The sequence below is a fragment of the Nostoc sp. DedQUE08 genome, assembly GCF_034530895.1.
Taxonomy (GTDB): Bacteria; Cyanobacteriota; Cyanobacteriia; order Cyanobacteriales; family Nostocaceae; genus Nostoc.
The window spans coordinates 1-23,386 of the sequence record NZ_JAVRCD010000050.1; the positions used below are offsets into that span (position 1 = coordinate 1).

Below are 23,386 nucleotides of genomic sequence, written 5' to 3' on the forward strand. Positions count from 1 at the left end.
ATGCCCAATGCCCAATGCCCAATGCCCAATGCCCAATGCCCAATGCCCAATGCCCAATGCCCAATGCCCAATGCCCAATGCCCAATGCCCAATGCCCAATGCCCAATGCCCAATGCCCAATGCCCAATGCCCCATGCCCAATCCCTATTTAGCAAGACCGTGTTCTAGAGCAAAGCGAACTAACTCTGTACGGCTATTGGTACCGGTTTTACTAAATAAACGGCTGACGTATTTTTCTACATTGCGGACGCTGGTTTCTAAGCGACGGGCGATTTCTTTGTTCATTAACCCTTCTGCGACCAAATTTAAAACACTTTGTTCTCTGGGAGTCAAATCAATTTTAAAAGGGGCTGGCGATTGGGAAATAGCATTTCTTTGAGTTAACAATGCTTTAATTTGGGAAATCTGATTGGCTAGTTCAGCAAGATCGGGGGTTTCAGCATCATCTCCCGTACTCGCAGCCTTAGCGGCGCGACGGGCTAGCAAATTTTCGACTATAGCCACTAACTCGTCTGGATCAAAGGGTTTGGGTAGATAGGCATCAACACCAGCGTGATAGCCTTGAATGCGATCGCCTGTCATACCTTTAGCAGTTAAAAATACTACTGGGAGTGCTTGGAAACGGGGGTCTTCCCGTAGTTGCTTCAGGAATTGATAGCCATCTACTTGAGGCATCATCACATCAGAAATCACTAAATCAGGTGTATTCAGCTGCATCCATTCCCAACCTTCAAGGGCGTTACTGGCGACTTGAACGCTGAAACCGCTCTCTTGCAAATAGTCTTTCACGGCTTCCCGTATCCCTGGTTCATCATCCACCAGTAACAATTGTGCTGACATTTAAAATTCCCTTGAGTTTTCCTTTTTCCAATTTAGCGAAAGTTGGTAGGCATTGAGCAACTTGAATTCACCTCTACCGACTCAAAAGCTTTTAAAGTTCACATCTGTGCCTCCATCAACTCTGCTGCTGCATTAACGATCGTGCCTTCATCGGGACGGGGTGGCCGCAAAGTTTTTCAACATTCTCCTATAGCAAGATCCCAACAGTTGATGGTTTCATGTTGGCTACCGCTAAGGAAAGTTGGCTCGTCTTGAATCAAACTAAGCCACCATGTAGTAAGGCAGTCTCTAGTAGCTATGATTCATGATTGCTATGAGAATAAAAAAAGCGTTCTTATCAATTACGAATTTTTTAATAACCCTTACCATTGAGGATTTTCCATAATTAATGCTTCTGCTGCCGAGCTATTTAACGGAACTGAGAAAAAATGTCCTTGGACATATTGACAGTTTAACTTTCTTAGAACTAATAGTTGCTCTTTTGTCTCTACCCCTTCGGCAAGCACATCCACACCTAGCTTGTGTGCCAAAGTGACAATTATCTCAATAATTTCTAAATTCTTACTATTAGTGCCCATCATGCTGATGAAAGAACGGTCAATTTTCAACACACTAATCGGAAAGTTATAAAGACCACCTAATGAAGAGTAGCCTGTACCAAAGTCATCAATTGATAACTCAATGCCCATCTCTCGAAGTTGTAAAATTGCGGCAGTTACCTTATCGCCATTTTCCACAATTGCCTTTTCAGTAATCTCTAGGATTAGAGTACCAGCATCCAGGCCAGTTGAGTGCAAAATTTGCCCAATCTGCTCTATCAAATCCGGCTGAGAAAATTGCTTGACGGAGAGATTAACACTAATTTTCTTTAGTAATTTAGAACGATGACATTCCCGCCAAACTTGCATCTGGCGGCAAGCTTCATGCAAAGCCCATTTGCCAATGGAGAAAATTAGTCCAGTTTCCTCTGCTAGGGAAATAAAATCTGCTGGATTAAGTAGACCACGCTCTGGGTGCTGCCAGCGCAATAGAGCCTCAAAACCTAAAATAGAGCCATTAGCGAGCGAAACAATCGGTTGATAATAAACCCGAAATTCTTCGCGTTCAATTGCTCGCCGCAAATCAGTCTCTAACTGCAATCTCGCTAGAGCATCAGCATACATATCTGAGTTGAATAGCTCATAACGCGCTCTGCCTATCATCTTGGCTCGATACATTGCTGTATCTGCATCCCTCAACAGTTCTTCTGGGTGTTGATAGTCTACTGTCGAACTCAACGCGATGCCAATACTTGCCGTGATGAAGACTTCTTGTCCGTCAAGTTCAAAGGGTAATGCCAGTTCCTTCTGAATCCGTTCAGCGACTTTGATAGCATCTGACATATCCTGGATTCCTTCAAGCAGGATTGTAAATTCGTCTCCCCCAAGCCGTGCTGCTGTATCTATGGAGCGTACACATATTTGTAGTCTACTTGCAACAGCAAGCAGCAATTGGTCTCCATTTAGGTGTCCAAGGCTGTCATTGATCACCTTAAACCGATCTAGGTCGATAAATAGTACAGCATATAGATAATCTGAATGCCGTTTTGAATAATTTATCGCATGTTTTAGGCGGTTCATAAATGCAACGCGGTTTGCCAGACCCGTCAGTGTATCGTGAAAAGCAAGGTGCAGTAGTTGTGACTCGACTCTTTTACGTTCTGTAATTTCATTTAGCAATTTCTGATTTGCTTTTACCAGTTCCGCTGTTCGTTCCGCCACCCGTATTTCTAACTCACTGTAAGCTCGGTACAACATTTCTTCAGCTTGTTTGCGTTCACTGATGTTGCACAACAGCCAACGCCACCCAAGGTACTTCTCTTCAAGATCGTATACTACAGACGCTCTCACATTAGCAGGGAAAGGCTTTCCTTTCCGTGGCTGTAAGTGAATTTCCCAGTTCAATATCTCTTGCAAATTGTTTATTTGATAGTTAAAGGACTGGCGGTCTTGTTGAGCAATAAAAAGAATTAATGGTTTACCTACTAAATATTTTTGTTGGACACCGAGCAAAGTTGCTGCTATGTGGTTAGCCTCTTGGATTATTCCGTCAGTATCAGTTACCAAGTAACCATCTGGAGCAAACTCGAACAAATCTCGGTAACGCTGGCGCTCTTTCTCTACTGCCGCTCGTGTTACCTTTAACTCCTCGGAAGCTGTCAATAGTTCTTCCATTGCGGTGTTAAGTTCCTCGAAAGCTTCTGTTATCATCTCCGGTTGTGAGTTCAGCTTAGTTCCATAGCATTTTAATAGTTCCTGTATCTGTGAGCACAATTTATCTATCTGTTGATTAAATCCATCCACTTTCATGTTGCTCAACTCACAAAACTATAAAGCGTAAGTGTGAATGAAGAAAGCAGTGAAAGCAAACTCCATGCTTTCTTCAAGACTTCAGACGCTATTGAGCAGGCAAGGAGAGAAGGTTACTTGAAAGAGCGGACACTCTATAAATAAATATTAAAGAAGTTGGTTTTTTGATTTACTAATTTATCTTTCAATAATCACGAAGCAATCAAATTTGTGCAGCCTCAATCAACTTTTAGCCTTATTTAGTGCCAACCAGCCCTACCTAGTGAAATTTTTATTTTATTAAATACAAGGTACTAAAGTTCAAAGATTAATAACAGCATATTTGCTTTACCTACTTTTGAAAATACTTCTTAAGATACATTCGCTTTTGTGAGCTAAAGAAAGCATAAGGTTCTCAGCCAATGCTTCTAGACTGACAAGAACGTTTTTGCTCAGGTGTTACTGAATTCAGCTATGAAAATGATTTTGCGTAATTTCAAAACCTTTGTAGAGACTAGCAATTGCAACGTCTTTAGACCAAAATTTACACATCTAAATCAGCAACGCCTTTTTTCTTAATTACAGTCGAGCAATTATCTTGGCATTCTCTGGTAGCTTGGCCTCTCTTTGTCCAGCAGTACGCGCCCTAGCTGTGAATAAACCAATGGGGGTATTTAATAAATCTACAAGGCTGGCTTGACTAGCAATGGCTGGGGCGGGCTTCGCCAAAGCCTTTTTAATATCTCTTGGTACTTCCTTCAATAACCAACGTGCCAAGCGATAGCCGTATTCTCTGGGTGTCATCTCTCGCATTAAATCTACACCGTACAGTTCGTGCAGATAGCGATTTGAACGTCCATAACGCCGCCATTGACTTTGCAGTTCTTGAAGTGTAGCGCGGTGGCGGTGCTGAACGATCGCACTTGGAGCAAATTCCAAACGCCCGATGTTTTCTGCCAAAATCCGCCAACAAATATCAGCATCACCACCAGTAGTTAGATAGGGACGAAATAAACCCACTTTTTCAAAAGCAATGCGTCGAATCGCCAAATTAGCTGTTTGACCATAGGGACGAAAGGAATGGTTAAGGGTATGTTTTTGCGATAAAGTTTCTTGACGGTCTGCGTGTTGTTCTAACAAAGTTGTGCCTGGTAGTGCCAAAATTTCACCAGCAACAATTACTACTTCTGCGTTAACAAAAGGCTGAATTAGTGTGTCTAACCATTGCGGTTGTGGGCGACAATCTGCATCGGTAAAAACCATAATTTCACCCGTAGCGGCGCGAATCCCGGTATTACGAGCAGCGTAAGAGCTTTGAATTTGGGTTTCGCTTAAGGGGCGAATTGTAATTGGGGAATTTTCGGCAGATGTTTTCAGGATGGTGAGAGTGCGATCGCTACTGTTGTTGTCCACCAACAAGTATTCTACCCGGTCTTTTGGGTAAGTTTGAGACAACAGACAATTGATTAACTCTGGTAAATCTGCCTCACCGTTATAAATAGGAACAACCACCGATACCATTGGTAAAAAGCTGGTGGCGGTGGTTGCATCAACTGGTTGATGATTCATAAATCTGAGATTTTGGAGATGGGATTAGTAGTTAGTATTCCCAAATCAAAATCCTGGAACGGCATATCAAGCAGTTTTCATAACTCCAAAAATCTGGATTTGGGAATACTACTATATAAACACCTGGTAACAAATCATTCGCGTCAATTTAAAATTTCAGGTTATCGGCGCGGCTCATGGGTCGAGTCGGTTGATTTGCTGGTGGCTGGGCAAAGTTATTATTTGATAAAATTGCGATCGCTCGAGCATATTGGGGATCGCTCTTAGTTCCAATTAAATTGGGATTAGAAGCCAATTGACGCTCTTGTGCCTCTGTCAAGTCTAGCTTGATATCAGGTGTAATTCCTTTGTGGTTAATATCCGTTCCTGCTGGGGTGTAGTAATGGGCAATGGTGACAGCCAAGCCGGAACCATCTGCGAGTTCATGAACTGACTGGACTAAGGCTTTGCCAAAGGTTTGACCCCCCACGACTACCGCCCGTTTATTATCCTTGAGTGCCCCTGTAAGGATTTCACTAGCACTAGCTGAATTGCCATCCACTAAGACTGCCAAAGGACGATTTGTCAAAGCAGTGCGATTGGCTTTAGTTTCTTCGCTGCTGCCTACACGGTCTATTGTCTTGACAATTCCGCCGTTGTCATACCACATCCGAGCAATTTCAATGCTTGCCTGCAACAAACCGCCTGGATTTCCCCGCAAATCTAAGACGTAAGAATCAACTTTCTTAGTGTTCAAATCGCGGATGGCTCGTTGCATTTGGTCTGCGGCGTGAGCGCTAAATTCCCGCAAACGGATATAGCCAACGCGGCGATTCCCTTCTTGTCTGAGGGTATAGCGTACCGTTGGGACTTCGATACTTGCCCTTGTCAGCTTCAAATCAAAGGCATTTTGGCCTGCGCGTCCTAATCTTAGCTTAATCGGAGTACCCGCTTTGCCACGGATGAGCTTAGAAGCATCATCCACTTTCATTTTGAGAGTGGATTTGCCGTCAATTGCCAAAATTTGATCGCCTGCTTTGATTCCAGCTTTCAGCGCCGGAGAATTTTCTATGGCTTCGACAACGGTGAGCTGCTGAGTTTTTTCGTTCACTTCCATCCGAATGCCGATACCAGAGACTTCCCCAGATGTTTGGCTAGTTAGAGCTTCAAATTGTTGGGGGTCCATGAACCGAGTGTAAGGATCTCCTAACTTTTGTAAAGCTTCGCGGATGGCAGTGTATGCTTCTTCCTTAGAAGAGTAGTCTTTGCTCAACAAGCTTTGCCTGGTTGCTTGCCAATCTTGTTGATTAAATTTGCCATCAACATATTCATGATTTACCAGTTGCCAAACTTGGTCAACTATCACTTTTGGGCTGTCTTGGAGGGCTAGAGCAGCACGGACACCACGAGTCCAAGCGGGGCCGAATACAGACATGGTAGCAGTTGTGGCGATCGCTCCACCAATCAAGGCTACTTGGAGCGGTGAGTAACTTTTCGCAGATTGGTTCATGTATACTTAGCTGGAATAATTGTGTTGTTGACAGTTTAGCAATCAGGCTTTCCAGAAATTTTTAAGTTTTTATACCCCAGAATCAACTATGTTCCTTCATCATTTTTATCCTTAAATGATGCCAAAAATGCCGCATTAGTTATTAACAATCATTTCTCAGTTTGTTAGTCTACTCCGGAAGGCTATACTGAGCGTGTGACACTTTAATTAGCGTCATCTTTGCATTCTAGATTACTTTTATAAGATAGCACTTTGCTCACTGAATTGCAGTACTGTTATACAGCAATAAAATCAGTTTTTCTTACTTAAGTCATGAAACGCAAATTTACCAACAAATCATTAATTTCTATTAAAAAAAAATCTGCTAATCTGTGGCAATTGTTACAAAAACTCAGTGGTGGATTATATGTTGTCCTGGGTGTTTGGCTGATTTTTACTACTATAACCTTAGTTTTTGCGTCTTCGCAGCCAGTAGATGCGTTCTTTGTGCTTGGTGGCAGTATTCGTCGAGAAACTTATGTTGCCCAACTAGCAAAACAATACCCGCAAACCCCAATTTTAATTTCTCATGGTTCCCCAGATCCCTGTATACGGTTAATTTTTGAGGCAGAATTAGCAGAGTTACAAAACGTTTGGTTAGAAAAATGCGCGAATTCTACCTTTGAAAATTTTTATTATGGTATTCCAATTTTGCGCCGTTGGGGAGTGCATAAAGTCATGTTGATTACCTCGCCAAGTCATTTACCCAGAGCTAAATGGATGGCACAGGTTCTTTTTGGCGCTCATGGTATTTGGGTTGAGCCAGAAATTGTTCAGGAGTCGGGTATTCCTGGTAATCGGGAATCTTGGACTAAAACTGGATTAGATGTAACGCGCAGCTTATTTTGGGCGATTTTAAGTCAAATTATTCAACCGCAATGCTCAAATGTGACAAAACTTACTGATGTAGATATGCAAGCTTGGGAGCATCGAGGTTTCCATTGTGAACACCAAGGAGGGTTGAGGAGGTAACTTACTCGTAATGCGTCCACATCCGAATTATCTTGACTACTTGCTCGGATTCAATGACCTCATATACCAATCGATGCTGTATATTTATCCTACGAGAATAAGCACCTGATAAGTCACCAACCAGCTTTTCATAAGGTGGAGGATTTTGAAAAGGATTTTCTTTAAGGACTGCGAGTAATTCCTCGGCCTTTTCCTTTAAGTTACTAGAAGCTAATTTCTTCGCGTCTTTTTGCGCTTGTTTTGTGTAAATCAACCTCCAGATCGCTCCTTCGGGGTTTGCAAGTGGCTCCTCAGAAGCTTGCTGACTCACCAATCCAACTCCTCATCACATTCTTGGATCGGGGTTGCTAGTCCTTCTTTTATAGATTCTTGCATTCCAGGGACAGATAATAAGTAAAGAGTCTCTTGAATTGCAGACCAATCTTTTTCCGCTAGCAGAATTGCATTACCACGATCGCCTCGAATGATCACAGGTTTACCCTGCTCTGCAACTTGGTCGATGATCTCTTGCAAATTATTTTGAGCGTCGTTGACAGGAAGCGAAGACATCATAACTTTTTTAACTCACGATAACTTTAATTTAGTTTACTCATCCTACAAAAAATCACTTTGTTTTTTTGATAGCATGATAACCGTGTCATCATGCTAATTATGATAGTATCATTTAAGGATCGAGGAACCGAAGATATTTTTGATGGCAATGACTCAAAGGAAGCTCGAAAGCAATGTCCTATATACTGTTGGGAAGTTGCACGGAGAAAATTAGATCAAATCAATGCAGCGTTATCTCTAGATGACATGAAAGTTCCACCAGGTAACAGGTTAGAGATACTAAAAGGTGAGCGTAAAGGTCAGCATAGCATTCGGATTAATGACCAATATCGAATTTGCTTTATATGGACACTCCAGGGTGCATCAGAAGTTGAAATAGTCGATTACCATTAGGAGGTAACAACAGATGAGAGTTCCAAAGTATAGACCTCCATCACATCCAGGTGAAATATTACTTAAAGATTTTCTAGACCCAATGGGAATCACCCAAAGAGAACTTGCAGATGCACTTCACGTTCCTTATCAGCGAATAAATGAGCTTGTAAATCAAAAGCGAGGTATTACACCTAGTACGGCAGTAAGGTTATCAAAATTTTTCGGAAATAGCTCAGAGTTTTGGTTAAACCTCCAACAAAATTGGGAACTTTACCACGTTCTCAAGGAAGAAGAAGAGGAACTAAAAAGTATTTTGCAATTTGGAACCACGAAGTAGCGATCGCTTTCAAAACTAAGCGGTATATTTGCATAAAATAACCACAATTAGGCAAAGGTGAAGAAAATCTTACTCTCCACCTCTAGGCTTGTTGATAGACATCGCTTCTGCTGATTGCATCCAATGGAGAATCAATGCAAAAGTTCCCAATCTTGCAGCATCAAAATAGCATCTCTATACAAAGACAAATCTACCTGGTTAACTTCTATTCCCTCTCCGATTCCTTGTAGAAGGGTAATTGTCAATTTTCCTCCCAAATGTTCGCGGAATTCCGTAAGCCCCCTAAATAGACAATGCGGATGGTCTAGTCGATCTAATTGCTCTGTCAATGCCGATATGTACAAAGTAAAGCCTAATTTTTTGAGTGTAGTTAGAACCCTTTGCCACTCTGATTGTAAGAGTTGCCCTGTTAAATATGAATAGGTTGTATCTAAAGCGATCCCGATCGCAACAGCTTCACCGTGACGTAAGCTGTAATTAGTTAAATGCTCCAGTTTGTGAGCAGCCCAGTGTCCAAAGTCTAAAGGACGCGATGAACCCATTTCAAAGGGATCGCCACTACCAGCAATATGCTCTAAGTGCAACTGAGAACAGCGATAGATCAGTCTTTCCATTATGTCCATGTCTCGATTAGCCAATTTATCGGCATTAGTCATAATGAAATCGAAGAAATCTGCATCTTTAATCAACGCTACTTTTACCGCTTCTGCAATACCCGATCGCCAATCTCGATCGTCGAGGCTAGTAAGAAAATCAAAGTCATTCAAGACAGCATAAGGTGGCATGAATGTACCCAAAAAGTTTTTCTTACCAAAGGCATTGATTCCATTTTTTACTCCTACACCCGAATCATTTTGCCCTAATACTGTTGTCGGTACTCGTAGTAGCCGAATTCCTCGGTGAGCTGTTGTTGCTGCGTATCCTGCCATGTCTAGGACAGCTCCACCTCCAATTGCTAAAACGTAGGAGTGACGGCATAATCCAGCTGTATTGATCCGCTGATGAATTTGCTCTATAAATCTAGAATCGTTCTTGACTGCTTCTCCACCTGGAACTACTATCGGCTCACCGCTCAGTGTTAATACATCTTCATAACATTGGGCATAGGCTGATAATTTTTTTAACAGCCCATCTTGATACTGTAAAAATCCTCCATCTACCACTGCTAGTACTTGTTTTGGGGTTGTCTCCCCATCTGCGGCGATCGCTTGCGCAAGTAAAGGATTATCTAACTCAAACAAACCTCTAGTGAAGTGAACATCATAATTGAAGGTAACGCGGACACATTGGTTAATTGGTTGGAGATTAAGAGCGGTTTTTTGTTGAATAGCCATTTGAATATTATTACTTTTTAAGTAGCTATAAATAAATACACTATTGCAATTAAAATTAACAGCAATATAAACAGAATAAATCCATCACGTAATTCAAAATTTAAATGAACTACTAAACGAATCTATTTACTAAATTAATCATACTTTTGAAGGATTTCACCTAATAGATAAAGTTTAAAATAACATGAATTTACAATTTATATTAATGCCTATCCTTTATATATGAGGTTAGTAATGGAGATCATTATTACATAAAATTCTAATTTTTTTCCGTAAGATAATTTGAGGATTTATCTAATCAAAATGGTATCTTTACAGTATCTTCTTTAAAGTCAGGAGATTTTTATAGATTCAGTGAAGTTATGATCCCAGTAGTATATTACCTAACTGCTTTAAACCCAAAATATCAAGTTTAGTGCTATATTTTATACTTGGTTGTCACAAAGAAGTTGGGCAACTTATCCTGAATTTATCATGAGTAAAGTAAACAAATTACTGCATCACTGGCTGTTAAAGTCTGTTTCAGAGAAAGCTTTTACTTGGTTGGAACAGAAGCAAGCACAGATTGCTAGTGGCACTGCTGAACAAGTGTTTTTTACGGCTTTTAGTGCTGTGCCGCGTTATCTAGGTAAACAGGATTTGCAGCTAACATTCCAGGACTTGGAAGCAGCAGAGGATCTGATTCCCGGCTGGTATCTTGGTAATTGGAGTGTAGATCAAGCGGGTCGCACACTTTTGCTTTTAGCTTTGCCCCACGATGATGCTGAGGTCTATGTGCGATCGCTCGATCGAGTCTTCTCCACTGCCGATATGAGGGAGTTAGTTGCCCTTTATCAAAGTTTGCCGCTACTACCACATCCAGAGTTACATCGCCATCGTACTGCTGAGGGAATTCGCAGCAATATGAGTAATGTATTTCAAGCTATAGCACTGCGTAACCCTTATCCAGCAAATTACTTAGATAATGCTGCTTGGAATCAGATGGTACTGAAGGCTGTGTTTGTCGGCAGTCCTTTACATCTAATTTGGGGTCTAGATCGGCGTGCTAATCCAGAATTGGCGAGGATGTTAGCAGATTATGCCCATGAACGTTGGGCAGCTAAACGCTCAGTTACGCCAGAACTTTGGCGACCTGTAGGGCGGTTTGCCGATAGCGCCATCATTACAGATTTGGAAAAAGTACTGGCTAATGGGGATATACACGAGCAAGAAGCGGCAGCCTTAGCTTGTGCTGAGTCTCCTTTACCGCAAGCGCAAGCATTACTTTCTCATTACCCAGATTTACAGTCATCCATTCAACAAGGTAATCTGACTTGGAGCAGTTTTAGCCGCAAATGAAGGGAGTGGGGACTGGGGACTGGGGACTGGGGAAGAAGCAAGGGAGCAGGGGAGAAATCAATTCAAAATTCAAAATTCAAAATTCAAACATTGTAGAACTTCTGCCTCCTGCCTCGTCTTTCCCAATGCCCAATGCCCAATGCCCAATGCCCAATTCCCAATCCCCAATCCCCAATCCCCAATTATTAAAACTATGATGTTTATCGATCCTCACATTCACATGTGTTCCCGTACTACTTACGATTACTTAGTAATGCGGGAATATGGAATTGTTGCCGTTATTGAACCAGCCTTTTGGTTAGGACAACCCCGAACTAATGCTGGCTCATTTAAAGACTACTTCAGTAGTCTTGTGGGCTGGGAACGGTTTCGTGCTAGTCAGTTTGGCATCCAACACTACTGCACAATCGGCCTAAATCCGAAAGAAGCTAACAATGAAGCGCTAGCAGCTGAAGTTATGGAACTGCTACCACTTTATGCCTGTAAAGAAGGAGTTGTTGCCATTGGTGAAATTGGCTATGACGATATGACGGAAGCAGAAGATAAGTACTTTTGTCAACAGTTAGAATTAGCCAAAGAACTCGATAGTTTGGTACTAATTCATACTCCTCACCGTAATAAGAAGGCGGGTGCTAGTCGGAGTATGGATCGTTGTATTGAATATGGCTTAGATCCTTCACAAGTAGTTATCGATCACAACAACGAAGAAACCGTTGAAGAAGTATTAGGACGAGGTTTTTGGGCGGCTTTCACGATTTACCCACAGACGAAGATGGGTAACGCCCGGATGGTAGAAGTTGTCCGTAAGTATGGATGCGATCGCATCATTGTAGATAGTAGTGCTGATTGGGGTATTAGCGATCCTTTAGCAGTCCCAAAAACGGCTCAGTTGATGTTAGATAGGGGTATTCCTGAAGATCATGTGCGAGCAGTTTGTTATGAAAATGCCCTAGCTGCTTACAGTCAAACTGGGCAGATGAAAGCTTCAGACTGGCTCAATCCTCAATCTATCGATCAACGTCAAATGTTCAGTGGTAATTCTGTGCTACGGGGACAAGAACCAGGAATTAAATCAGTTTCAGATTTTGTGTTGATTGAGTAGAAAATTGGCAGTGAGGAGTGTATAAATATCTGGTTCATTTGTAATATGCGCTTTATTTTGAGAAATACTAGGCACGGAGGCAGATAAGTGAATGTTGCAAGCTTAAATTTTCAAAGCTGGCGGGGTTATCTGGAATTGATGCGTCCTGCTAATATTGTTACTGCTTGGGCGGATATTCTTCTTGGTTTTGCTGCTTCTGGTTCTGGGATTATTTTTGTTCAATTAATAAATGGAGAAGCAAGTTTTTCCATACTAATTCCATTAGCTTGGTTGTTATTAGCTACAACTGGCTTATACGGTGGCGGTATAGTTTTTAATGATGTTTTCGATGCCGAATTAGATGCCAAAGAGCGACCAAATAGAGCAATTCCTAGTGGTCGCGTATCTCGTCAAAATGCTACTTTCTTGGGGAGTATACTGTTTGCGATTGGGATTATAGCTGCTTTTCAAGTATCGTTGTTGAGTGCTGCGATCGCAACATTTATTACTCTTTCATGCCTCCTTTATAACTCACTCGCCAAACATCATCCTTTTTTCGGCCCTTTAAATATGGGTTTGTGTCGTGGCAGTAACTTATTATTAGGCGTAAGTGCTGTACCAGAAATAATCGGAGAACGTTGGTATTTAGCGCTGATTCCTGTTCTTTATATTGCTGCTATCACGGCAATTAGTCAGGGTGAAGTTCACGGTGGTAAGAAGATTACGGGAGTACTGGCGCTACTTCTAATTGCAATAGTTTTGACAGCAGTTTTAGCTTTAGGATTACTAGAAGAGTATAGAGCGATCGCAGCCCTACCATTCGCTATTTTCTTAGCTATCAGAATCTTGCCTAACTTTATCAAAGCAGCGCGCGAACCGATAGCTGAAAATATCAGAAATGCTGTGAGAATAGGTGTTTTATCTCTAATAGTATTAGATGCAACCGTTGCATCTGGTTTTGCTGGTTTGTATTACGGTTTATTTGTTCTAATTTTGCTACCATTTTCTATGAAGTTAGCAAAGGTATTTGCTGTTACTTAAATTTGAATGTATACACCCAGTAATACCATTAATCGGCTGTAGGGGCGCACATCTATGCGCCCCTACCCATGAATATGTAGCAAGTATTTTGTGAAATAGTTGAAGCCAAAGAAAACAGATTAAAAATATACAAGGCATATAACTAGAAAATGAAAATTACAAAAAACAATAATCTTCACTTAACTTATTGCAGCAATATTCATCCTGGTGAAAGTTGGCTAGAGGTTTTCGCCAATTTAGAGAAGTATATTCCCGAACTAAAATCACGTTTATCGCCTACAGAACCTTTTGGGATTGGCTTGAGGTTAGCAGATGTTGCAGCAAAAGAACTTTTAGAAAATAATAACTTGGCTCAATTCCAAACTTGGCTAACTCAACAAGATTTATATGTTTTCACCTTAAATGGATTTCCTTATGGTGGATTCCATCGACAGGTGGTAAAAGACCAAGTTTATGCACCAGATTGGTCTACACAAGAACGGGTTAATTATACATTAAATTTGGCACACATTTTAGCTAGTCTATTACCCCAAGGACTTGATGGCGGAATTTCTACACTACCATTATCCTATAAACCTTGGTGGATAAAAGACCAAGCAACTTTTGAGACAGTTATAAAAAAGAGTTGTTTGAATATAGCATCAGTTGTTATAGAAATGATTCGCATCCATGAAGAAACAGGCAAGATCCTTCATATTGATTTAGAACCTGAGCCTGATGGTTTAATTGAAAATACTTCGGAAGTAATTGACTTCTATCAAAATTGGTTATTGCCAATAGGTGGTAGTTATTTATCAGACAAGTTAAATATTGAGCAGGATTTAGCAGAGACTAAATTGCTAGAACACGTTCGAATTTGCTATGACACCTGCCATTTTTCCGTTGAATATGAGCAGCCAAACTCTGTATTTGGACGTTTGCAATCGGTAGGAATTAAAATTGGGAAAATTCAAATCAGCGCTGCAATTAAAGTAAAAATACCTGCTGAGGTTGAAAAGCGTAGTTTGATAGTTGAACGCTTACGTCCTTTTGCAGAATCTACCTATCTTCACCAGGTAATAGAACGTCGTAGCGATGGTACACTCCACCACTATCCTGATTTAATAACTGCATTACCAAATTTAGAGCAATCTCTAGCTGAAGAATGGCGCACTCACTTTCATGTCCCAATTTTTATTCATGATTATCAAATTTTGCAATCTACCCAAGATGATATTGCTACTGTTTTACAGCTACTTCAGACAAATAATGCTTGCTCACATCTAGAAATTGAGACTTACACTTGGGATGTATTGCCATCAGAAATGAAGATAGATTTGCTGACTTCTATTCAGCGTGAATATGAGTGGGTATTAAAAATAATTCGTAATTTGTAATTCGTAATTCGTAATTAATAAATTAAGATTTTCACTGGTTTTTCTGGTTGAAATCTGTAGAGATATACCATAGCGCATCTCTAGTTATTTCTTCAAATTGGTATAAGAGAGAATTGAATGTATGCAGAAAACAGTTGTTTTAAATGTCGTAGGATTAACGCCCAGTTTACTAGGAGAAAATACGCCGTTTTTATCTTCTTGGGCTAATAAAGGACAAGTGGCTCCCATTAAAAAAGTTCTACCTGCTGTAACTTGTTCGGTTCAGGCTACTTATTTAACAGGAAAATTGCCTGATGAACATGGAATTGTCGCTAATGGTTGGTACTTCCGCGATGAGTGTGAAGTGAAGTTTTGGCGACAATCTAATAAACTAGTACAAGCTCCCAAAGTTTGGGAAATAGCTAAATCAATCGATCCAAACTTCACTTGTGCCAACCTTTTTTGGTGGTACAATATGTATTCTTCAGTAGATTATGCGATTACACCGCGCCCAATGTATCCCGCAGATGGGAGAAAATTACCTGATATTTATACCCATCCTAGTGATGTGCGATCGCAAATTCAATCTGATTTAGGAAACTTCCCTCTGTTCGATTTTTGGGGGCCGAAAACTACCATTAGTTCTAGCCAATGGATTGCCAATTCCGCAAAATGGATTGAGGAACGTTATAGCCCGACATTATCACTAGTTTATCTACCACATTTAGATTACTGTCTGCAAAAGTTTGGTAACAATCAAACACAGATTCAAGCTGATTTGCGAGAAATTGATGCTGTTTGTGGCGATTTAATTGAATATTATCAAGCACGAAATACTCAAGTAATTATTCTTTCTGAGTATGGCATTACTCCAGTTTCTAAAGCGGTGGATTTGAACCGCGTACTACGAGAAAATGGTTTAATTGCTGTGCGCGAGGAATTAGGGCGAGAACTACTGGATTTTGGTGCTAGCATTGCCTTTGCTGTTGCCGATCATCAAGTTGCTCATGTATATGTGAACGATCCGGCGTATATCCCGAAAGTGCGATCGCTCCTAGAAGCGACTGAAGGCGTGGCGCAAGTATTGGATGAAGAGGGTAAACAAACGTACCATCTCGATCATCCTAGATCGGGAGAGTTGGTAGCGATCGCTGGGTCTGACGCTTGGTTTACCTATTATTATTGGCTCGATGATGCAAAAGCGCCTGATTTTGCTAGAACCGTAGATATCCACCGCAAGCCTGGTTACGATCCTGTAGAACTTTTCCTCGATCCGCAAATAAAATTTCCTCAAGGAAAAATTGCTCTCAAGTTACTTAAAAAACAACTGGGCTTTCGCTACTTAATGGATGTGATCCCTCTGGATGCTTCGCTGGTGCGTGGCTCTCACGGTAATATCACCACTTCTGTTGCTGAAGGGCCTCTATTTATCACCCATCAAACTCACCTAGTTAATGAACATCAAATTGAGGCGACAGATGTTTGCTCGTTGATTCTCAAACATTTAAATACCTGAAAGGCAGTATAGAGGCGATATATCGTCTCTACATCTTACCAAAATACAAAAAGATTTCTTGTAATTCATAATCATATCGAGTATGCTTTACATATAAACTCGTTATGACTATGAATTAACTTGAGTTCGACAAGTCTTATTTGACCTCTCCCCCAACCCCTCTCCGACACGGAGAGGGGAGCAAAAAGCTGAATTTTTCATTGCTCCTCCCTTTCCGTTTCGGAGAGGGAGGCTGGGAGGGAGAGGTTTATCGAACTCACGTTGAATTAGATTGTTCTATCAGTAGATAGATACCTACTGACTAAAATGTACTGTGGGCAATCTGAGTAACTTACATGGAGAGCTTCTTGAACCATGACTGAACCCCAAAACTTGACAACTGCTGACGGTATTCCTGTTGCTGATAATCAGAACTCACTCACGGCTGGATCGCGTGGGCCTGTATTAATCCAGGATTTTCATCTCTTAGAAAAGCTGGCTCATTTCAACAGAGAACGTATTCCTGAAAGAGTTGTCCACGCTAAAGGTGCGGCTGCTTTCGGTACTTTTACTGTCACCAATGACATCACCCGCTACAGTAAAGCTAAACTTTTTTCTGAAATTGGCAAGAAAACTGAAGTTCTCCTGCGCTTTTCTACAGTCGGGGGAGAAAAAGGTTCAGCAGATGCCGAGCGCGACCCTAGAGGTTTTGCTATCAAGTTCTACACTGAAGAGGGCAACTGGGATATCACAGGCAACAATACCCCGATTTTCTTCATCCGTGACCCCCTGAAGTTTCCTGATTTTATCCATACCCAAAAGCGCAATCCTCAAACTAATTGCAAAGACCAGAATGCAAAGTGGGATTTTTGGTCACTCAGTCCAGAATCGCTTCACCAAGTGACGATCCTGTTTTCAGATCGGGGAATACCCAAAACCTATCGACACATGGATGGTTTTGGTAGCCACACCTTCAGCTTAATTAATGCTCAGGGCGATCGCGTCTGGTGCAAATTTCACTTTAAGACTTTGCAAGGGCATCAAACCTTGACGGAGGAAGAATCGGCTAAGATTAAGGGTGAAGATCCAGATCATGCGACTCACGATCTGTTTGAAGCGATCGCTAACAAAGATTATCCCAAATGGCGGATGTGTATTCAGGTGATGACCGAGGAGCAAGCGGCCAAACATCCTGATAATCCTTTTGACTTGACCAAAGTTTGGAAGCACTCAGATTATCCTTTAATCGAAGTCGGGATATTAGAGCTAAATCGTAACCCTGAGAATTATTTCGCCGAAGTAGAGCAAGCCGCTTTTAGCCCTAGTGCAGTGGTTCCTGGCGTTAGTTTCTCTCCAGACAAAATGCTGCAAGCTCGAATTTTTTCTTACCCAGATGCTCAACGGTATCGCTTGGGTGGTAACTATCAGCAACTACCAGTCAACCAGCCCAAATGTCCAGTGATGCATTATCAGCGAGATGGCTTTATGGCATCGGGGAACAACCACGGTAGCGCTCCTAACTATGAACCGAATAGTGCTGAGGGTACGCCTAAAGAAAATCCAGCTTATGCAGAGCCACCTAACCATTTGGGCGATGTCACAGTCGATCGTTACAGTCATCGTGAAGGAAACGACGATTACACCCAAGCAGGTAATTTGTATCGGTTACTAACTCCTGAGCAGCAAGAGCGTCTTGCTCATAATATCGTCGGCAGTCTCTCTCAAGCGAGACAGGATATCCAAATGCGCCAACTTTGCCACTTCTTCCGGGCAGATATTTCTTATGGTCGTCGTGTAGCTGAAGGATTGGGCATTTCAATCGATCCCTCAATGTTTTCTCCAACTGCTCAACCTGTAGGTAATTGGTAGCCTTATCCAAAATTTTGTGGGGTGGGCATCCTGCCCGCCCAGAAATACAAGGGACGGGCTTTTCGGCCCATCCCACAAAACTAGTAAAATCATCCCGCAATTATGCAACGCCCTAAAACGAATTCGTGTAGCGATGCATCTAAATACGCATTAATAACGAATCAGGCGTGGAAGGATTAGGCGATACTTACAAGTAGAAGCACTCCAAGTCACCTACCCGGATGCAGAAGTTCAGTTGTAGCGTGAGGATGAACAGACGCTCGTTACGAAAGTTTATGCTTATGCACTTTGCCAAGTGAGAGTATCTTAATAATGTAAGAGTTTGCATTCATGATATTCAAAAATTTTTTAGACAAAATCATCCAAAGATATGGGTAGTAGGAAATCAAAGCATTTTTGCTACACGCAACTGTTCACCTAAGTTGAGAGAAAAATTAAATAATTATTCTGTGGATAAGTAAGATATGAATATTAGTAAACATTCCGATTTAGAAATAGAAATTTTACTTTTGGGAAAATGGCGTTTTAATACTGGTTCGGAAAAAATAACTATTGAATTTAAAGATGATATGACTTATGAGCAAACCAGGATTCAAACATTACTTTTATCTAAACCTAAAGAACTTCTAACAGGTAATAAATTTACTGGAGTATGGTACGTTAGTCAAAAAAAGTTGTATTTAAATGTTAAAACTATGCCAAAATCATTTTTTAATTTTAAGGTTCCATTAGTATTTAAGATTTCTATTGCAGATATGGTAGCTACTTTAGGTTCAGTGTTTGTGGCAGAAATGTATGAGGTTATTAGAATTAATAGCTCTAAATTTCTCATAAAAGATAAAGAGCAATCAATTCTTGGGACAAAAATAAATAATACTAGGAAGTACTAGAGAATCTTGACAAGCGCGAACAGATTCGATGGCATATTTATTTGATAATACATTGTCATACCCTATGTTTAATTGTAATACTAATTATTTATTAAGCTGCGCTAAATAAGGCTTCAAGAATATGGAATATATGCTGAGATTTACGAGAGAATCAAAGCTAGGATCGGAAGGTTATCTGTCGCACGCATACTAACTATATGACATCTACATCGCGTGTTGTTCATAGTGACCCTGATATATTGGGGTAACCCCTGTTTTTGTTGATACTCGTGTGCCGATAAAAACCTTAGTCGATTATCTGGAAGCGGGTGACTCACTAGATGAGTTTTTAGATCGCTTTCCCAGTGTCAGCCGTGAGCAAGCGATGTCTACGACGGGCTACGCCTACGCCGCTCTCGAATTAGCAAAGGAAATGCTGACTGCCTATGCGAATTCTGCTTGATGAATGTGTTCCACGACCCTTGAGGCGTGAACTCACTGATTATATTGGTATTAGAGCGATGTAAATTTTATGGCTCAACGCTTAGATTTCAGAGTAGATATTGAAGAAGCTATAAAAACGCTAAACCTTTCTTCTGAGTCTATGACTGAAAAGATACAATTTTTATTCTAAGGTCATTGGTAAGGCGATCGCGCTCAAAATCAAGATATTGAGTTGTAAAGGGAATTTGCAATGAATCATCAAAAACAACTCACTGCAATGCTTGTTCCGTTCTACTTAGGCGAGCAACGCGATTCAGAAGGTCGGACAATTCAAGAGATGTGGACTTGGGATTTTGAACAATTGGAGTGTACCCATGATTACATTCAGTGGTTGTTCCCTTTGCCTGAGCGAAGTGCATTCAATTCTAATGCACCCATCGTTGATGAGGAAGTAATTCAAGCATTTCAAAGCAACCCACACCTACGTCAAAATTTGCTGCGTTCCTTCACAGTTATGCTTAAATTTTATGGGTTGCAACGCCACGAGAGTAATGACGGAAAAATACTTATCAGCCAGTCAGAAGACTATCTGAATCGTAAAGGCGAATGGGTGTATATCTTTAACCACAATTATCTTCGCATCACCCGTATTTTAAAGTGTTTAATAACATTTGGATTGGAGAATGAAGCCCAAGCGTTTTATGAATGCTTGCGGCAAATCTACCGTGAGGATAGCGATCGGATTGGGGGAAAAACATTTCAGTATTGGACAATTGCAGTTAAACCCAATGCGACATCTTAAAGTATCTGCCAGCAAGCTAAATCTTGGGCAGGGCAGTATAGGTTATCGATCCAGTCTAATCTGAAAATTCCTTCGGGGCGGATGTTGTCAAAGATAAGTTCTTATACATCAATTTCAATAGCGATCGCTTTATGCAGCAACTCTATTGTTTTTGATGATGAAATCTAATTCCTAAAAAGATGTCGTAAACAAACTCAAAAAAGTCCTTTTTCTGCAACAATCCTGAAGTTTGATAACATCCTTTTTCATCTAAAAGCGGTTTCATTACATAATATGCAGGCTGGTAATTATACCAAGGAATAGAAGGCCACAAATGATGAATTAAGTGGTAATTCTGTCCCATAATCAAGATATTCAGAATCGGGTTAGGATAGACGCGAGCATTTTTCCAGCGATCGCGCTCCGCAAAAGGACGATGGGGCAAATAATCAAAAAATAATCCTAGTGCTATTCCCACCACAAAAGCTGGTATAAACCAAAAATTCAAAATGTAACCTAAAAAGTGGTATTGCACTGAGATATAAACAATCACACCGACAATTAAGCGGCTAATGAACCATTCTAATAGCTCATATTTACGCCACAGTCGCCGTTGAAAGAAAAACACCTCGTGATACAAAAACCGCACTGCAATCAACCACAACGGCCCGCCTGTAGAGACATAATGATCTGGATCGTCTTTGGGATGATTGACATGACCATGATGCTGTAAATGCACTCGCGTAAATACAGGAAAAGCAAAAGCTAGCATCAGAGCGCTGCCATGTCCTAACATTGCATTCATCACCCGGTTGCGATGGGCAGATTGGTGACAGGCATCATGAATTACCGTTCCAGCACAATGCAAGGCAATAGTGTTAACGCTAAAACACAGCCAGTGCGGCCATTCCCAAAGCCAGTAACCAAAGTTAGATAACACCAGCATTGCTACAGCTACCAAAAACAACAGTAGCGTGGGATTAAAATCACCAGGAGGCGCTAAAAATTCCTTTGGCGGGATTGTCAGTGGCTTTTTTGCCTCCGATGCGATCGTCTCCAACATTGTCTCCTTCTTAATCAAACATTACGAATATACGATAAATATTAGGGACGAATAAAGTTTTGTAAACTTTTGTATAGCAAGATTTATCGACAGCTTTGCATATCAGCAGATGAATAACGCTATGATTCCAGACGAAGCCTAGTCTTTACTGATAAGTGGGGTATGACAATCGGCAAGAAGTTGATGCAATAAACTCCTTCGTTGGGAGGATAGATACAAGATTGATGTACTATATCTAGTCTATCCCACAGCCCCCACTCTCCCATAAACCCTCATCTAACTGCTTATATCTAATTGATATAGCAGTGACTGAAAAGGAGATGCCACTTAAGTTACGATGACTTCCCAGATAGCTCCCTAACTTCAGCCCTTATGCAATTACGAGATTCTCTGCGCCGGACAAAAATTGTCGCTACTATTGGGCCCGCCACTAGCAGTCCTGAAATACTCAAGGCGATTATTGAAGCGGGAGCCACGACGCTGCGGCTAAACTTCTCCCACGGAACTCATGCCGACCATCAGCGTAGTATTCGCTTAATTCGGCAAACTGCCTTTGAACTAAATCAGCCAGTGGCTATTCTCCAAGACTTGCAGGGCCCAAAAATTCGTTTGGGGAAGTTTGATAACGGGTCTATAGTTTTGGCAAAAGGCGATCGCTTCACCTTGACAAATCGTCCAGTTGTAGGCACGCAGGAAATTAGTTGCGTCACCTACGATTATTTAGCCGAAGAAGTCCCAGTTGGGGCAAAAATTCTCCTCGATGATGGACGAGTAGAAATGTTGGTGGAGGAAATAAACCGGGACAAAGGTGATTTGCATTGTCGCGTCACCGTGCCTGGTAAACTTTCTAACAACAAAGGCGTAAATTTTCCCGGCGTTTACCTGTCAATTAAGGCAATGACCGACAAAGACCGAGAGGATCTAATGTTTGGTCTAGATCAGGGTGTCGATTGGGTGGCACTTTCCTTTGTCCGCAATCCCCAGGACATGATCGAAATTAAAGAACTAATTTCTAGTACAGGCAAGCAAGTGCCAGTGGTTGCCAAAATTGAAAAGCATGAAGCCATTGAACAAATGGAAGCGGTTCTGGCTTTGTGTGATGGCGTGATGGTTGCCAGAGGCGACTTAGGGGTGGAATTGCCAGCAGAAGATGTTCCGGTGCTGCAAAAACGGCTAATTGCCACAGCAAATCGCTTGGGGATTCCCATCATCACCGCTACTCAAATGTTAGATAGCATGGTGAGCAATCCCCGTCCCACTCGCGCTGAAGTTTCGGATGTGGCAAACGCGATTTTAGACGGCACAGACGCGGTGATGCTCTCCAATGAAACCGCTGTGGGTAGCTTCCCTGTAGAAGCAGTGGCGACGATGGCACGAATTGCCGAGCGGATGGAGCAGGAAGAAGCCCAACACTTAAACTTACGTTCTTTGAGAGATTCCCGCCGCTCCATTCCCAATGCGATTAGTCAAGCTGTTGGTCAAATTGCCGAGCAACTAGGTGCAGCAGCAATTATGACCCTAACGCAAACTGGGGCAACAGCTCGCAATGTCTCTAAGTTTCGTCCTCACACACCAATTTTGGCAGTGACACCCCATGTAAATGTGGCGCGGCAGCTACAGATGGTGTGGGGAGTCAAACCGCTGTTGGTGCTAGGATTACCTTCTACTGGTCAGACATTTCAAGCTGCGATTAACGTGGCTCAGGAACTTCAGTTACTGTCCCAAGGAGATTTAGTAGTGATGACCGCTGGTACACTCCAGGGGATTTCTGGCTCTACAGATTTGATTAAAGTAGAGGTGGTGACGGCAGTACTAGGTCACGGAATTGGACTAGGACAAGGTTCAGTAAGTGGTCGCGCACGGGTAGCTAGTACTGGTATGGATGTGAGTAACTTTAATCCCGGAGATATTTTGGTTGCACCCCGCACTAGTGCCGATTTTGTTGAGGCAATTCGGAAAGCTGCCGGGATTATTACTGAAGATGAAAGTCTTACAAGTCACGCAGCAGTGATTGGCTTGCGTCTCGGTGTACCAGTCATTGTCGGCGTGAAGCAGGCAACACAGGCGATTCGGGATGGAGCGATTATAACGCTAGATTTGCAACGGGGTTTGATTTACTCTGGGGCGGTGAGAACGGCTTAGAAGTGGCGAAGAAGCAGGGGGCAGGGGAGCAGGGGAGCAGGGGAGCAGAGGAGCAGGGGAGCAGGGGAGCAGGG

At 41.7% G+C, this 23,386-nt stretch carries 20 protein-coding genes and 1 pseudogene; 13 read left to right on the forward strand and 8 right to left on the reverse strand.

Features of this window, described 5'->3' with window-relative positions; genetic code table 11:
• Positions 1–144: 144 nt before the first annotated feature.
• The 4 genes from RMY64_RS26915 to ctpB form a co-directional block, all read right to left on the reverse strand.
• Positions 145–840 (reverse strand): response regulator transcription factor, encoded by a 696-nt coding sequence (locus RMY64_RS26915; protein WP_322671518.1) that lies wholly within the window; start codon positions 838–840, stop codon positions 145–147.
• A 362-nt stretch (positions 841–1,202) separates the two neighbouring features.
• Entirely contained in the window at positions 1,203–3,089 is a 1,887-nt protein-coding gene (locus tag RMY64_RS26920) for a putative bifunctional diguanylate cyclase/phosphodiesterase (protein WP_322701610.1), read from the reverse strand.
• A gap of 657 nt (positions 3,090–3,746) precedes the next feature.
• Positions 3,747–4,736, reverse strand: coding sequence for a glycosyltransferase (locus tag RMY64_RS26925; RefSeq protein WP_322701611.1), 990 nt, complete (start codon positions 4,734–4,736; stop codon positions 3,747–3,749).
• 148 nt (positions 4,737–4,884) lie between these two features.
• Positions 4,885–6,225: a carboxyl-terminal processing protease CtpB gene (ctpB, locus tag RMY64_RS26930; RefSeq protein WP_322671521.1), complete on the reverse strand. Its 1,341-nt coding sequence runs from the start codon at positions 6,223–6,225 to the stop codon at positions 4,885–4,887.
• A 312-nt stretch (positions 6,226–6,537) separates the two neighbouring features.
• On the opposite strand from ctpB, the gene RMY64_RS26935 reads away from it, so the two are divergent.
• The gene (locus tag RMY64_RS26935) at positions 6,538–7,236 is read left to right on the forward strand and encodes a YdcF family protein (protein WP_322690863.1); all 699 of its coding nucleotides are present in this window, start codon (positions 6,538–6,540) and stop codon (positions 7,234–7,236) included.
• Position 7,237: 1 nt separating this feature from the next.
• Here RMY64_RS26935 and RMY64_RS26940 read toward each other — a convergent pair whose 3' ends face one another.
• On the reverse strand, positions 7,238–7,546 hold the full coding sequence (locus RMY64_RS26940; RefSeq protein ID WP_322701612.1) for a Txe/YoeB family addiction module toxin: 309 nt from the start codon (positions 7,544–7,546) through the stop codon (positions 7,238–7,240).
• The gene (locus RMY64_RS26945; RefSeq protein WP_416212007.1) at positions 7,543–7,785 is read right to left on the reverse strand and encodes a type II toxin-antitoxin system Phd/YefM family antitoxin; all 243 of its coding nucleotides are present in this window, start codon (positions 7,783–7,785) and stop codon (positions 7,543–7,545) included. The genes RMY64_RS26940 and RMY64_RS26945 overlap by 4 nt, the downstream gene beginning before the upstream one ends.
• Before the next feature lie 102 nt (positions 7,786–7,887).
• Between RMY64_RS26945 and RMY64_RS26950 the strand changes: the two genes are divergently transcribed.
• Both RMY64_RS26950 and RMY64_RS26955 read left to right on the forward strand, forming a co-directional pair.
• Entirely contained in the window at positions 7,888–8,181 is a 294-nt protein-coding gene (locus tag RMY64_RS26950) for a type II toxin-antitoxin system RelE/ParE family toxin (protein WP_322701613.1), read from the forward strand.
• 13 nt (positions 8,182–8,194) lie between these two features.
• Entirely contained in the window at positions 8,195–8,500 is a 306-nt protein-coding gene (locus RMY64_RS26955) for a HigA family addiction module antitoxin (RefSeq protein ID WP_322690859.1), read from the forward strand.
• A 131-nt stretch (positions 8,501–8,631) separates the two neighbouring features.
• Here the strand turns inward: RMY64_RS26955 and RMY64_RS26960 are convergent, their stop codons facing one another.
• A complete protein-coding gene (locus RMY64_RS26960; protein ID WP_322701614.1) occupies positions 8,632–9,834 on the reverse strand; it encodes a 3-dehydroquinate synthase in 1,203 nt (400 codons plus the stop codon).
• A gap of 474 nt (positions 9,835–10,308) precedes the next feature.
• Between RMY64_RS26960 and RMY64_RS26965 the strand changes: the two genes are divergently transcribed.
• The 9 genes and pseudogenes from RMY64_RS26965 to RMY64_RS27005 all read left to right on the forward strand — a co-directional run bounded on the left by RMY64_RS26965 (position 10,309) and on the right by RMY64_RS27005 (position 20,128).
• A complete protein-coding gene (locus tag RMY64_RS26965; protein ID WP_322701615.1) occupies positions 10,309–11,172 on the forward strand; it encodes an EboA family metabolite traffic protein in 864 nt (287 codons plus the stop codon).
• A gap of 139 nt (positions 11,173–11,311) precedes the next feature.
• Complete coding sequence (locus tag RMY64_RS26970; protein WP_322701616.1) at positions 11,312–12,274, forward strand: TatD family hydrolase; 963 nt, start codon at positions 11,312–11,314, stop codon at positions 12,272–12,274.
• Positions 12,275–12,361: 87 nt separating this feature from the next.
• Entirely contained in the window at positions 12,362–13,294 is a 933-nt protein-coding gene (gene eboC, locus RMY64_RS26975) for a UbiA-like protein EboC (protein ID WP_322701617.1), read from the forward strand.
• A gap of 149 nt (positions 13,295–13,443) precedes the next feature.
• Positions 13,444–14,670 carry a metabolite traffic protein EboE gene (gene eboE, locus RMY64_RS26980; protein ID WP_322701618.1) on the forward strand — a complete coding sequence of 409 codons (1,227 nt, stop codon included), beginning with the start codon at positions 13,444–13,446 and terminating at the stop codon, positions 14,668–14,670.
• Positions 14,671–14,791: 121 nt separating this feature from the next.
• A complete protein-coding gene (locus tag RMY64_RS26985; protein WP_322701619.1) occupies positions 14,792–16,165 on the forward strand; it encodes an alkaline phosphatase family protein in 1,374 nt (457 codons plus the stop codon).
• A 354-nt stretch (positions 16,166–16,519) separates the two neighbouring features.
• A complete protein-coding gene (locus RMY64_RS26990) occupies positions 16,520–18,013 on the forward strand; it encodes a catalase (protein ID WP_322701620.1) in 1,494 nt (497 codons plus the stop codon).
• 464 nt (positions 18,014–18,477) lie between these two features.
• Entirely contained in the window at positions 18,478–18,903 is a 426-nt protein-coding gene (locus RMY64_RS26995) for a hypothetical protein (protein ID WP_322690851.1), read from the forward strand.
• Between the two features lie 197 nt (positions 18,904–19,100).
• Positions 19,101–19,345 (forward strand): annotated as a pseudogene (locus tag RMY64_RS27000) (DUF433 domain-containing protein).
• A 231-nt stretch (positions 19,346–19,576) separates the two neighbouring features.
• A complete protein-coding gene (locus RMY64_RS27005) occupies positions 19,577–20,128 on the forward strand; it encodes an opioid growth factor receptor-related protein (RefSeq protein WP_322701621.1) in 552 nt (183 codons plus the stop codon).
• 142 nt (positions 20,129–20,270) lie between these two features.
• Here the strand turns inward: RMY64_RS27005 and crtR are convergent, their stop codons facing one another.
• Positions 20,271–21,170: a beta-carotene hydroxylase gene (gene crtR, locus RMY64_RS27010; protein WP_322701622.1), complete on the reverse strand. Its 900-nt coding sequence runs from the start codon at positions 21,168–21,170 to the stop codon at positions 20,271–20,273.
• Positions 21,171–21,542: 372 nt separating this feature from the next.
• Between crtR and pyk the strand changes: the two genes are divergently transcribed.
• Positions 21,543–23,312 (forward strand): pyruvate kinase, encoded by a 1,770-nt coding sequence (pyk, locus tag RMY64_RS27015; RefSeq protein ID WP_322671537.1) that lies wholly within the window; start codon positions 21,543–21,545, stop codon positions 23,310–23,312.
• Positions 23,313–23,386 lie beyond the last annotated feature (74 nt).

Bases quoted from the DNA above. Each gene is read 5' to 3' on its own strand.
- RMY64_RS26915 (WP_322671518.1), bottom strand. From the start codon at position 840: ATGTCAGCACAATTGTTACTGGTGGATGATGAACCAGGGATACGGGAA.
- RMY64_RS26965 (WP_322701615.1), top strand. From the start codon at position 10,309: ATGAGTAAAGTAAACAAATTACTGCATCACTGGCTGTTAAAGTCTGTT.
- RMY64_RS26945 (WP_416212007.1), bottom strand. From the start codon at position 7,785: ATGTCTTCGCTTCCTGTCAACGACGCTCAAAATAATTTGCAAGAGATC.
- crtR (WP_322701622.1), bottom strand. From the start codon at position 21,170: ATGTTGGAGACGATCGCATCGGAGGCAAAAAAGCCACTGACAATCCCG.
- RMY64_RS26970 (WP_322701616.1), top strand. From the start codon at position 11,312: ATGCCCAATGCCCAATTCCCAATCCCCAATCCCCAATCCCCAATTATT.
- RMY64_RS26960 (WP_322701614.1), bottom strand. From the start codon at position 9,834: ATGGCTATTCAACAAAAAACCGCTCTTAATCTCCAACCAATTAACCAA.
- RMY64_RS26935 (WP_322690863.1), top strand. From the start codon at position 6,538: ATGAAACGCAAATTTACCAACAAATCATTAATTTCTATTAAAAAAAAA.
- RMY64_RS26950 (WP_322701613.1), top strand. From the start codon at position 7,888: ATGATAGTATCATTTAAGGATCGAGGAACCGAAGATATTTTTGATGGC.
- RMY64_RS27005 (WP_322701621.1), top strand. From the start codon at position 19,577: ATGAATCATCAAAAACAACTCACTGCAATGCTTGTTCCGTTCTACTTA.
- RMY64_RS26990 (WP_322701620.1), top strand. From the start codon at position 16,520: ATGACTGAACCCCAAAACTTGACAACTGCTGACGGTATTCCTGTTGCT.
- ctpB (WP_322671521.1), bottom strand. From the start codon at position 6,225: ATGAACCAATCTGCGAAAAGTTACTCACCGCTCCAAGTAGCCTTGATT.
- RMY64_RS26995 (WP_322690851.1), top strand. From the start codon at position 18,478: ATGAATATTAGTAAACATTCCGATTTAGAAATAGAAATTTTACTTTTG.
- RMY64_RS26920 (WP_322701610.1), bottom strand. From the start codon at position 3,089: ATGATAACAGAAGCTTTCGAGGAACTTAACACCGCAATGGAAGAACTA.
- RMY64_RS26955 (WP_322690859.1), top strand. From the start codon at position 8,195: ATGAGAGTTCCAAAGTATAGACCTCCATCACATCCAGGTGAAATATTA.
- pyk (WP_322671537.1), top strand. From the start codon at position 21,543: ATGCAATTACGAGATTCTCTGCGCCGGACAAAAATTGTCGCTACTATT.
- RMY64_RS26925 (WP_322701611.1), bottom strand. From the start codon at position 4,736: ATGAATCATCAACCAGTTGATGCAACCACCGCCACCAGCTTTTTACCA.
- eboE (WP_322701618.1), top strand. From the start codon at position 13,444: ATGAAAATTACAAAAAACAATAATCTTCACTTAACTTATTGCAGCAAT.
- RMY64_RS26985 (WP_322701619.1), top strand. From the start codon at position 14,792: ATGCAGAAAACAGTTGTTTTAAATGTCGTAGGATTAACGCCCAGTTTA.